Annotated in this window: 8 protein-coding genes; 2 read left to right on the top strand and 6 right to left on the bottom strand. The window is 58.3% G+C overall.

Annotation, left to right across the window (positions count from 1 at the left end; all coding sequences use genetic code 11):
• The first annotated feature begins 81 nt into the window (after nt 1–81).
• Entirely contained in the window at nt 82–1,383 is a 1,302-nt protein-coding gene (locus IEW12_RS25030) for a cyclic di-GMP phosphodiesterase (protein ID WP_188568846.1), read from the top strand.
• Nucleotides 1,380–3,803 carry a sensor domain-containing protein gene (locus IEW12_RS25025; protein WP_188568845.1) on the top strand — a complete coding sequence of 808 codons (2,424 nt, stop codon included), beginning with the start codon at nt 1,380–1,382 and terminating at the stop codon, nt 3,801–3,803. Before IEW12_RS25030 ends, IEW12_RS25025 begins: the two co-directional genes overlap by 4 nt.
• Nucleotides 3,804–3,828: 25 nt before the next feature.
• Here IEW12_RS25025 and IEW12_RS25020 read toward each other — a convergent pair whose 3' ends face one another.
• The 6 genes from IEW12_RS25020 to IEW12_RS24995 form a co-directional block, all read right to left on the bottom strand.
• Complete coding sequence (locus IEW12_RS25020) at nt 3,829–4,587, bottom strand: LytR/AlgR family response regulator transcription factor (protein WP_188568844.1); 759 nt, start codon at nt 4,585–4,587, stop codon at nt 3,829–3,831.
• Nucleotides 4,588–4,632: 45 nt separating this feature from the next.
• Nucleotides 4,633–6,126, bottom strand: coding sequence for a sensor histidine kinase (locus IEW12_RS25015; RefSeq protein WP_229751333.1), 1,494 nt, complete (start codon nt 6,124–6,126; stop codon nt 4,633–4,635).
• Nucleotides 6,127–6,317: 191 nt separating this feature from the next.
• A complete protein-coding gene (locus tag IEW12_RS25010) occupies nt 6,318–7,637 on the bottom strand; it encodes a M1 family aminopeptidase (protein ID WP_188568843.1) in 1,320 nt (439 codons plus the stop codon).
• Nucleotides 7,638–7,650: 13 nt separating this feature from the next.
• Nucleotides 7,651–8,067, bottom strand: a complete 417-nt coding sequence (locus IEW12_RS25005; RefSeq protein ID WP_188568842.1) for an ANTAR domain-containing response regulator — start codon at nt 8,065–8,067, stop codon at nt 7,651–7,653.
• A 251-nt stretch (nt 8,068–8,318) separates the two neighbouring features.
• Nucleotides 8,319–8,894: a TMEM175 family protein gene (locus IEW12_RS25000; RefSeq protein WP_188568841.1), complete on the bottom strand. Its 576-nt coding sequence runs from the start codon at nt 8,892–8,894 to the stop codon at nt 8,319–8,321.
• A 112-nt stretch (nt 8,895–9,006) separates the two neighbouring features.
• Nucleotides 9,007–11,496, bottom strand: coding sequence for an alpha/beta hydrolase family protein (locus tag IEW12_RS24995; protein ID WP_188568840.1), 2,490 nt, complete (start codon nt 11,494–11,496; stop codon nt 9,007–9,009).
• Nucleotides 11,497–11,526 lie beyond the last annotated feature (30 nt).

Raw genomic sequence — 11,526 nt, 5'->3', positions numbered from 1 at the left:
TCTCATTTTACATGTTAATAATGCAAGTAATGAAGCACGGAATATGCGGGTTCACGAAGGCAAGCAAACAGCACTGGCTCCATGACTGATACCTACCCACAATTTATAGATCTCTCCCAATTGCGCATTGGGATGTTTGTGTATCTTGACATAGGCTGGATGGACCACCCGTTTCCCGTCAATAGTTTTTCCATCACCAGCCAGGAACAGATCGCTGCCATACGTTCGCTGGGCCTGGAACGCATACGCTATTCCCCGGAAAAAAGCACACCCGAATCCCAGGCCGAAGCCATTGCCGATGCTGCCCAGGCCGCAGGCATAGAGCCGCCGGTGAAACCGCTGCTGGTAGAAGTAGAATCCCCGAAAGCGGCGGAAACCCGCAAGCGGCGCGAATTGCTGGCAGGCCAGCAAGCCAGCCTTATGGCCTGCGAAAAGCAGTTCAATCACGCCACGCAGACTTTCAAGATGGTGATTGATTCGGTGCACGCACAGCCGCAAGTCGCGCGCGAGCATGCAGAAAACCTGATTCACTCCTTCTTGCAGGAAATCCTGACCGAAGATGAAGCCGCGATACGCCTGCTGTCCGAAAAAGCCGGCGAAAAGACTTCGCTGCATTCCATCAATGTCACCGTCATTTCGCTGTTGCTGGGCAAGGCAATGGAGCTGAGCAAGGCAGAAATGCTGGAGCTCGGCATAGGCGCGCTGCTGCACGACATAGGCAAGATGGAATTGCCGGACCGCTTGCGCTGGCTGGATGAGCATTTCAGTTATGCAGAGCGCCAGCTGTATCAGGGCCACGTCGCCCATGGCGTCACGATGGGCCGCAAGATGGGTCTGTCCGCCCACGCGATGTTGCTGATAGGCCAGCACCACGAGCATGCAGACGGCAGCGGCTACCCGAGCCAGATCAGGACCGACAAGATGTCGCCGCTGAGCCGTATCGTTGCGCTGGTCAACCGCTATGACAATCTGTGCAATCCCGGCAATCCGGCGCTGGCGATTACGCCGCACGAGGCACTGTCGCAAATCTTCACCCAGTTTAAAACCCAGTTCCACATCCCTACGCTGACTGCGTTCATACGGATGATGGGCATCTACCCACCCGGCTCGGTAGTGCAACTGACCGATGAAAGATATGCGATGGTTGTTTCGGTCAATTCTTCCCGTCCTATCAAGCCGAGGATATTGATACACAACCCGGAAGTGCCGCGCGACGATGCGCTGATCATCAACCTGGAAGCCGAGGCCAACCTGGGCATACACCGCAGCCTGAAGCCGATACAGCTGCCCAAGGCAGCCTACGACTATCTGTCCCCGCGCAAGCGCCTGTGCTATTTCTTCGAGCGTAGCCGTGAACTGGTTCCTGCAGGGGATATGCCATGAAACCGCACCAGTGGCAGCCGCTGATAGAAGGAATGCTGGAGGCTGTATTACTGGTCGACCCTATACAATTGCGCATACTCGGAGCCAACCGCTCCGCGCACACGCTGCTGCGCCTGCCGCCGGATACGCTAATGGGCACCGCCGTGGTGGAACTGGCAGCCGCGCCGGAAGACCTGTTCTTCTGGGAAGACGTGGCCGCCGGCCTGTCCGACAATATTTTTTCCGAAACGCTGCTGCAGCGCCAGGATGGCAGCACGATACAGGTGGAACGCCGCGTATCGCTGGTCAAGGTGGGGCTGGATAATTCCGTCTACGTGGTCGCGATCCGCGATCATACCAGCCAGCGCCAGGTAGAAAACGAGCTGGAAAAACTGATCGCCGAACTGAGGGCAACGCTGGAATCAACCGCCGATGGCATCCTGGTGACTGACCTGGACGGCGCAATCCGCAGTTATAACCATTTGTTCGCCAAGCTATGGGGCTTGCCGGAAGACTTGCTGACGCAGCGCGACGACGCCGCCATCTATTCCTGGATGGACAAATGCATGGTGGATGCGGGCCATTACATGGAGCGGCTGGGCACGATTGCGCGCTCCCCGTTGATGGAGGCAACCGATGTGCTGGTGCTGCGCTCGGGGAAAATCCTGGAGCGCGTCACGCTGCCGCAATATGCGCGCGGCCGCCCCATAGGCCGGGTCTATTCCTACCGCGACATCACGCAGCGCCTGGCTGACGAAGCCCGCCTGCAACTGGCCGCCAAGGTATTTGAATCCAGCACCGATGCCATCTTCATCACCGACGGCGAACAAAAGATCATCACCACCAACCCCAGCTTTGAACGGCTGACCAGCTATCACGAAGAAGAAATGATAGGGCAGACGCCGCGTGATTTCTTTTCCGAGCAAAGCAATAACGACCAGGTAGAGAAGTTGCTGGAAGAGCTGGAAATCAAGGGTTTCTGGGAAGGCGAATTGTGGAATCGCCGCAAGAACGGCCATGCCTACCTGTGCATGATCTCGCTGGTGCGGGTGCAGGATGAAGACGGGAAGACCATACACTACATAGGTTTTTTCAAGGACAGGACGGAAACCCATACGGCCAAGCAAAAGATCGAGGAACTGGCTTTTTCCGACATCCTGACCGGCTTGCCGAACCGCCTGTTGCTGGCCGAGAGGATCAAGCAGTCCATAGGCGTCGCCAGCCGCAGCAACAGCACGTTTGCCTTGCTGTTCATCGATCTCGATCACTTCAAGCAGATCAATGATTCGCTGGGCCATCCTTTTGGCGACCGCGTTCTGATCGAGGTAACTGAACGGCTGAAGAAATGCATACGCCAGGTGGATACCGCATCCCGCCTCGGCGGCGATGAATTTGTCTTGCTGCTGCATCAGGCTGACGCCAGCGGCGCGGAAATTTGCGCGCGCCGGGTATTGGAAGAATTGAACGTGCCGTTCACGCTGGACGGCATGAGCTTCACTGTCACCTGCAGCATAGGCGTGGCCCTGTATCCGGCCGACGGCATGACGATGGATGACCTGATCAAAAATGCCGACAGCGCGATGTACCACGTCAAGGAGCGCGGCCGTTCCGATTTCCGCTTCTATCAGCGCCAGATGAATATCGGCCTGTTGTCACGCATGAAGCTGGACCATGCGATGCGGCAGGCGCTGGAGCATGACAGCTTCCGCCTGCATTACCAGCCGCTGATAGACCTGGCCAGCGGCCAGGTGATAGGCGCCGAAGCGCTGCTGCGCTGGAACGACAAAGACATGGGCGAGATCAGCCCGGCGCAGTTCATCCCCATTGCGGAGGAAACCGGCGTCATCGTCGCCATCGGCAACTGGGTAATGGCCAGCGCCATCAAGCAGGCGGCAAAATGGAATCAGGGCAACCAGGTACTCAGGGTATCGATCAATGTGTCAGCGCTGCAGTTCCAGCAGTCCGACTTTGTCGAAAACCTGGCCATGGCCTTGCAGGAAGCCGGTCTGGCGCCGGACCGCATAGAACTGGAACTGACCGAATCCATCCTGGTACGGGATGCCAATGAGGCGCTGAGGGTACTGGAATCCCTGGCCAAGCTGGGCGTCAAGATGGCAATTGACGATTTCGGCACCGGCTATTCCAGCCTCAGCTACCTGAAGCGCTTCCCCATCAGCAAGCTGAAGATAGACCGCTCCTTTGTCCAGCACTTGCCGGATGATGAAAGCGATGTCGCCATCGTCACCGCAATCGCCAGCCTGGGGCATGCATTGAAATTGAAGGTCATTGCAGAAGGAGTTGAAACCGAAGAGCAGCGCGCCTTCCTGCAAACCCTGGGCTGTGACGAGTTGCAGGGTTTCCTGTATTCGCCGGCCCTGACTCCGGCAGAATTCGAGAGCACCTATCTGTTCCCGCCGCAGGAAAAACTGCAATCTTCCTGACTGCTTCCTGCCGCTGAACCTGGCCCTACATAGGCCGGAAGCGCCATGAATAGGCCTGGCTGACCTTCAGTTTTTCCTTGCAGCCGCGCAGTTCCACTGTCACCTTACCCAGCTCATCGCGATGCGCCTTGGCGATCGCGTCCGCGCGCACAACCACGCTGCGATGGATTTGCCAGAACACTTCCGGATCCAGCCCGTCTATCAGCTCACGCAGCGGCTTGCGTACGTGTGCCTCATCATCGCTGCTGACGACTCTGGTATATTTTTCATCCGATGCAAAGAACAGGATTTTCTCCACAGGGAACATCTTGATCGTATCGCCGACACTGGCACTGATCCAGCGTATGCGCTCCGTTGCCACGCTGCCGCGCAGGCGCTTGTCCAGTTCACTCATCAGCTTGCTGATATCCGGTGCGGACTGGCTGCTGGACAGGCGCTCGCGCAGCCGGTTCACCGCCTCCTGCAGGCGCTCACGCGACAAGGGTTTCAGCAGATAATCCAGCGCTCCTGCGGCAAAAGCTTCCAGCGCGTGATTGTCATAGGCTGTCGTAAACACCGCGTGGCACTGGCCTTTCACGGCGTTTGCCACATCCAGGCCACTGAGGCCGGGCATGCGTATGTCGAGAAAGGCTATATCCGGCGCGTAGTGCTGTATCGCCTCCAGCGCGTCCGCTCCATGCTCGCACTCGGCCAGTATCTGCAGTTCCGGCCAGACATCGGCCAGCATGCGGCGCAGTTCTGAACGCGGAAGGTCTTCGTCATCAGCAATAATGGCAGTAGGCATCTATCTTTCCTTCAATTCTATGTACGCAGATTAATTCAGTTCGGATCACGCCGACAGCGGCAACAGGATGATCGCCGCCACTCCGCCTTCCGGCAATGCTTTCAATGTAAGGCTGGCTTGCTCACCATACAGGGTTTCCAGCCTTTCCCGGATATTCGATAAACCCAGGCCGCTGCCGGAGGTGGTGCCGCCGAAGCCGACGCCGTCGTCGCTGACGCTCAGCTCCAGGCTTTGCACACCGCCGACCTCTATTTCCCTGGCCCGGATGGCTATGCGTGCAGCCCCTATCTTCGGCTCTATGCCATGCTTGACCGCATTTTCCACCAGTGAAATCAGGATCAGCGGCGGTATTGCGGCATCCTGCATGTCCACGTCTGATTCCACCGAATAACTGAGCCGCGGAATGCGCGCCTGCATCAGCGCCAGATAGGCACGCGCCGCTTCCAGTTGCGGGCCCAGCCTCGCTTGTGCACTGCTGCCGTCGCTACGCATTTGCGGTATCGTGGCGCGCAGATAATCCACCAGATGATCAACGATGGCAGTCGCCCTTTGCGGTTCAGTGACAATCGCCGAGCGTACGCCCGCCAGCGTATTGAACAGGAAGTGCGGTTCCACCTGCGCCACCAGTACCGACAGGCGCAGCTCCGCTTCATTGCGCGCCGCTTTCAGCCTGTCCATTTCCTGCTGCCGCAGCACTTCTTCAAGCCGGCGGCGCTGGCGGAAGAACAAAAACAAATCCATCCAGCCACCGAAGTGCAGCACGAATGCACTGACCCCCAGCACACCGGCAACGGTGCCCCACATATTCTTGCGTTCCTTGTCCTTGTTTTCCGTGTTGTCCGTGTTTTCCTTATTCCGGCCTTCGGACCCAGCGTCGCCGGAGGAGGAGGAGCGAGCGGAGGCAGCAGTTGAACTGGACGATGCCGCAGATACTTCAGCAGGCGAAGGCTCTCCAACACCGGGACCAACTTCTACCGCCGGAGAAGAATCGGCCGGCGCCGCCGCTTTTGCAGTCTTACCCTCGCCATCCACCTTCTCCGCTTTTTCCGCCTCATCCTTCTTTACTTCGCGGATATTGCCCGTCAGCGCAATGGATACCTCTGAAGACGCAGATCCATAAACCAGCATGCGCGCCAGTGTGCCGCTACCGCTGACCACGCCCCATGACAGCAACAGGCCCAGCAGCAAGGCAGTGACCAGACCTATCGCCTCCTTGCGCACCGGCCAGCCCTGGCGGCGCACCAGTACGGCCATGCCGATGCCGGAAGTCAGCAGGCAAAGCATGCCCAGGCCCAGCGACGCCCCCGGCACCACGACACTTTTCCACTGATCCCTGGAGGCGAAGGCAATCAGCAGGAAGATCACCAGCATCAGCACCATTGATACCAGCGCAGAGATCACCCGGTAGCGGTACCAGGTGCCGCTGAAGATGGGATAGCTGGAAGAGCGGTCAAACCAGGTGCTGCTGCGCATCGATACTTCGGTGGGAAGCAACTGGTCTTGCCTCGCCGGCAAGCTGGTTTTATTTACGGCAGTCATCTCTCATCCCCAAATCCTCTTTTAGTGTTGCCATTGTGGCTTGTAACGCAAGAGTAGGGGAAAGATGCGACGAAATCCAGATGCTGGCGATGAAATCCGCCAAAACCGGGATAAAGCTGGGTAAGCTGGATAAGCCGGGGGAGCTCAGCAATGCCGCCGCAACACCTCATCAGACCCAAGACAGCAATGACTTACTTGCCGTTCACCCAGGCATCGAACAAGGTTCCCAGCGGACGGCCTGCCGTTTGTTCCATGGCAAGCTGGAAATCCCTGCTGTCCACCGACTTGCCGGCATATTGCTGCGTATAGTGCCTGAAGCCTTGCCAGAACAGCTCATCCCCTAACTCCTTGCGCAGCACATCCATGAAAATCGCACCCTTGCTGTAGGTGATTGCCCGCTGTATGCGCAGGGAAGGGTAGTCGCCGACATAGGCCAGCGGCTTGTCGAAACCTGCATCTATCGCTGCCTGCCAGCGCTTACTCGCCAGTTCCAGTTCATGCACATAGGCGGCATGGCCCCAGCGCTGTTCCTTGTAGGCAGCCACCATGAATACCGTGATGCCTTCATTCAGCCAGAAATCCTTCCAGTCACGGCAGGTCAGCGAATTGCCCCACCACTGGTGCGCCAGTTCATGCACGATGACCCAGTCTTCCCTCGGCTCATCCAGTATCGGATCCAGCATCTGCTTACCGATGACGGAAAACGAACTGAGCTCCTGCGCTTCTGAGCCGGGCAGTAATACCTGCGAATACGTAGGGTGAGGGAAGGGCACGCCGGCTTTTTGCTGCAGGAATTCCAGCATCTGTGAAGTAGGCTGGAATTTTTTGCGTAAAGCGGCTGCGTCGTCTACCGCGCCGTAATAGTCCAGCGTCACCTCGCCCACTCGCTCTGTGGTTTGCTGGAATTTGCCCGCTGCAAATCCATACAAATAGCTGGCGTCGGCGCGCTGCTGATGCCACAGGTGGCTCACCAGCCCATCCGGCCCCGGCTTGATTGCCACCGGCACGCCGCTCGCCACCAGCTTGTAATCGGCCGGCAGTTGTATCTCCATATTGATGCTCGCCCTTATCCCCGGCGCTTCGTCGCAAATCATCCAGTGGCAGGTATGGAAGGCGGTGTACACATAGTCAGTGCCGAACACCAGGCCCTTGTCAGGCTTGCCCTGATAGGATATCTGCAGGCTGTGTGTTTGCCCCGGGGGACTTGCAGGCAGTGCTACCAGCAGCTTGCCCTGCGCGATATTGACCGGAATGCTGGAGCCATCCAGCTCAAGCGCCGTGACATTCAATGCATGCACGGGAAAAGAAAGCTGCGAAGCAGCTTGCGCTGTACCGCGCAATGCTATGCGTGTCTGTCCCTGGATGCTGTGCATCGCCATATCCGGCTGCAGGCGCGCATGGTAAGAAAGAATCTCGGCCGCATCGGCGCCGCCCTGCCAGCCCAGCCAGGCGGCCGATAGCGGCAAGATGAAACGACGGATGCGGGATAAGAAAGAAACGGGCAATGCCAAGATGCAGGCGGTGTCAGGCGCTGGCCTGGGCGTCGCCGTCAGCGGGCTTGGCTTGCTGCTGCTTGGCTATTTTCAGGATGGTATTGCGTATGGTCGCCAGTACGGCAACCGTATTGAAAGGCTTGACGATAAAACCCTGCACGCCTTTTTGCTGCGTAGCCTGTATGGTCTCTGCATCGATCTTGCTGGATACCAGGAATACCAGCGCCTTGGGCAGCGCACTGCGTATCGCATCCAGCAGTGCCAAGCCTTCTTCGCTCAGCTCACCGATATCGACACAAACTATTTGCGGCCGCAGTTTGACCATGCGCGCCAGGTTGGCCGCACCGGTATTGCTGTCGCCGACCACTTCATGGCCGCCGCTTGTCAGTACGGACCCCAGCAGGTTGCGGGCAACCGCGCTACTGTCCATGATCACTACTCTTAACATATTCACACCTTTAGGTAAGCTCTGTCATGATAAATGAAAATACCACCGGGGTCATTTCCATAAAGCAACAGCGAGCCCTTGATTTGCAGTATCTCGCTGGAAACAGGCCGAATACCGCACTATTTTCACGCAATCATACCCAAATAATGTTTTTGTGCTCACATCGTGGCGGCCCTAACCACAGAAATTGACATTATTTATTGAAAAATCCTGTTTGCGGCTCGCAGGCTGAGCAACCATCGGGAATTCAGCTAGCGCTCCATCACCTGTTCTATCCTGCGGTCAGGGATAAACCACATCCCCGCAACGCCGACGTAAATCACGAACGCTGCCCATGGGTTCCAGAATGCAGCGGGAATCGCCACCGCATAGCAGATCACGGAAGTAATCCCCTTGACGTCCTTGCCTATCGCCTTCGCCAGAGCGGAATCCCCACCATGGCTGGCAACCAGCGCGCGCGCCAGCAGGTAGTAGCCGAAACCGCTCATCAGCAAGACAAAACCATACAGCGCCAGCGGCAATGACGTGAACTGGTTTTCTCCCACCCAGCCGGTAACGAAAGGAATCAGCGAAAGCCAGAACAGCAGATGCAGATTGGCCCACAAGGCCGCACCGCTGACCTGCTTCGCAGCATGCAGCATGTGGTGATGGTTGTTCCAGTAGATGCCGACATAGATGAAGCTCAGCACGTAGCTGCAAAATACCGGCAGCAAGGGCAGCAGCGCATTCAGGTCTGTCCCATGCGGCACCTTCAGTTCCAGCACCATGATGGTGATAATGATCGCGATGACGCCATCGCTGAATGCTTCCAACCTGCCTTTGTCCATGCCTTCTCCTGTGTGATACGGATATTGGCAATCATTATCTGGCAATCGGCCCAAAAGAAAAAGGCCGGAAAATTCCGGCCCCCTCTTTGCAACTGCTCCATGCGGCTTCAGACTACTTCGCCGCAGGTGCCTCCGGCTTAGCGTTTTTCACGTATTTATCCAGCCAGCGGTCTTCTTCCCACAGCATGTGCATGATGGATTCACGCGCGCGGTAGGCATGGCTTTCGTTAGGCAGTGTCGATAGTCGAGTGACTGCGCCAAGGCCTTGCAGCGCCTGGTACATGCGCTCGCTCTGGATAGGGAAAGTACCCGAATTATTATCCTGCTCACCGTGGATCAGCAGGATGGGGTCCTTGATCTGGTGCGCAAAATTGAACGGCGACATTGCTTGGTAAACATCGATGGCTTCCCAATAATTACGGTCTTCGGACTGGAAGCCGAACGGTGTCAGCGTGCGGTTGTAAGCGCCGGACCTTGCAATACCTGCGCGGAACAGGCGGGTATGGGCCAGCAGGTTGGCCGTCATGAAGGCGCCATAGCTGTGGCCGCCGATGGCGATACGGCTGCGGTCCGCCACGCCGAGGCGCACTACTTCGTCGACGGCTGCCTGCGCATCCATCTTCAACTGGTCCAGATAAGTATCATTCGGCTCCTGCTTGCCTTCGCCTATGATGGGCATGGAAGGGCCGTCCAGCACCGTGTAGCCGCGCGCCAGCATTACATGCGGCCCCCAGTAACTGATGCGGTTGAATTTATACGGCGAATCCTTGACCTGGCTGGCGGCCTCGGCAGTCTTGAACTCCCTCGGGTAAGCCCACATCAGCATCGGGCGCGGGCCGTCGCGCTTGGGATCGTAGTCCGGCGGCAGGTACAGGGTGGCGGTCAGGTCCACGCCATCGGCGCGCTTGTAGCGGATCTGCTGCTTTTGCACGCCCTTGAACTGCGGCGTGGGGTCGGTGAAATGCGTCAGCGCACGCGGCTCATCCTTGCCTACTGTACGCACATAGAAATTGGCCGGCTCTTGCGTCGATTCGCGGCTGGTGACGAAGTTGTTGCCGCTATCGTCTAGCAGTGCAGCCACTTGCTCATAATAGGGCGCCTGCGAACGCCACAGGCGGGTGGCCTGCTTGCTGTCCAGATCAAACCTGTCCAGGAAAGGACGGTCGCCTTCCGGGCTGGCCCCTACACCGGCCAGGAATAGCGACTTGCCATCAGCAGCGGTACGCAGCACCGCCCTGCCGTAGGCATTCGGGCTAGTGGATGGCGTGCCCGGATTGGCATACTGGTCTTCCGATTTGCGGGCGAACAGCAGATCCGGCCTAGCATCGGCATGGCCGGGCTGTATGCGCCAGGTGCGGGTGTCGCGGGTCTTCCACCAGCTCTCAGTCACTAGCGCCAGGCCATCGTTACCCCACTGTACACCGGAAAAACGCCAGGCCATCGCCAGCAGTTTTTGCGGAGCCGCATCAAACGGGGCGGCTTGCTGGAACAGGATGTCATGGACATCGGCGATGACTTCAGGATCGCCGCCGGCCTGCGCTTCCGCCCAGTACAGTGTCGCCGGCTGGTCGCTGCGCCAGCCGAATTCACGCGGGCCGGTCTGCACTGCATCGTTGCCGCTGGGCAGGCGCTCCTGCATAGGGCGCTCGGCGATGGTTTTCAGCTTGTGCCCCTGGATATCCCAGACCTCGACCAATTGCGGGAAACGGTACACCGGCAAGATCGTGGAATAGGGGCGATGCATCTGCGTGGTCAGGATCAGCTTGCCATCCGGCGAAGCCTGCGCGCCGATCAAGGTCGCCACCGGTCCTATGCGTTTGACTTCACCCTGCACATTGGCCACCGCAAGCTGGCTTTGCAACTGCCAGTCCAGCAGATCGGCATCGGCCGCGGTTTTCAGCATGTCCGGATAGGTGCGGGTCTGGGTCAGCTTGCCGCCCCTTGTTTCCTGCATATTGGGGCCGGCCGGCACGATGGAGGCCACCGGTGCCGCCGCCTGTTTGGCCGGCGTCAGTTTCAGCAGCAAGCTGCGCGAACCGTTCAGCCAGCTAAAACCGGCACTGGTGGTTGCGTTCAGCTTGTCCTTGATCAGTTTCTTTGCGCTCGCTTTTTCCACATCCAGCAGCCACAGCTCCACGCCGTCGTCGGCCCAGCGGCTGAAAGCTACCCAGCGTTCATCGTTAGACCAGGCCACGTTCTCTATCCGTGGATTGGCCGGCAGGCCGCTGACCGAGCGGGTCTTGCCGCTGGCAATATCCAGCAATGTCAATCCATTGCCGAAGTCGAAATGGCTGGAGGCACGTACCCGGGGATTGATGCGCAAACCCGCCAGTTTCAGTTCCGGCTGCGCCACCTCGGCAATACCGGGCAAACCCGGCAAGCTGATCAGCAAGGCTTGCTTGCGCTGCGGCCCGAGGCGGAATTGCGGCGCGCGCGGCGCGTCGACAATCGCCTGCAGTTCCGGCACCGGCAACTGGTAACCGGAGATGGCAGGGCCGCTGGCGTTGGCTTCCGTGCTGGAGGCCGCGAATACCGCTGCACTACCTGCAGCAAGCGTGCTGCCCAGCACTAGCGGGGCAATGAGTTTACGTGAACGTGACATGGTCTTGTGGGAGCGAAGGAAAATCGAAAA

The sequence above is a fragment of the Parundibacterium terreum genome (assembly GCF_014636315.1).
GTDB lineage: Bacteria > Pseudomonadota > Gammaproteobacteria > Burkholderiales > Burkholderiaceae_D > Undibacterium > Undibacterium terreum.
The sequence above is the reverse complement of the archived record's forward strand: the minus strand, read 5'-3'. Positions and strand labels throughout refer to the sequence as shown.

Excerpts from the sequence above, each read along its gene's own strand:
- IEW12_RS25020 (WP_188568844.1), bottom strand. The coding sequence starts at position 4,587 with ATGCCTACTGCCATTATTGCTGATGACGAAGACCTTCCGCGTTCAGAA.
- IEW12_RS25030 (WP_188568846.1), top strand. The coding sequence starts at position 82 with ATGACTGATACCTACCCACAATTTATAGATCTCTCCCAATTGCGCATT.
- IEW12_RS25005 (WP_188568842.1), bottom strand. The coding sequence starts at position 8,067 with ATGTTAAGAGTAGTGATCATGGACAGTAGCGCGGTTGCCCGCAACCTG.
- IEW12_RS24995 (WP_188568840.1), bottom strand. The coding sequence starts at position 11,496 with ATGTCACGTTCACGTAAACTCATTGCCCCGCTAGTGCTGGGCAGCACG.
- IEW12_RS25015 (WP_229751333.1), bottom strand. The coding sequence starts at position 6,126 with ATGACTGCCGTAAATAAAACCAGCTTGCCGGCGAGGCAAGACCAGTTG.
- IEW12_RS25000 (WP_188568841.1), bottom strand. The coding sequence starts at position 8,894 with ATGGACAAAGGCAGGTTGGAAGCATTCAGCGATGGCGTCATCGCGATC.
- IEW12_RS25025 (WP_188568845.1), top strand. The coding sequence starts at position 1,380 with ATGAAACCGCACCAGTGGCAGCCGCTGATAGAAGGAATGCTGGAGGCT.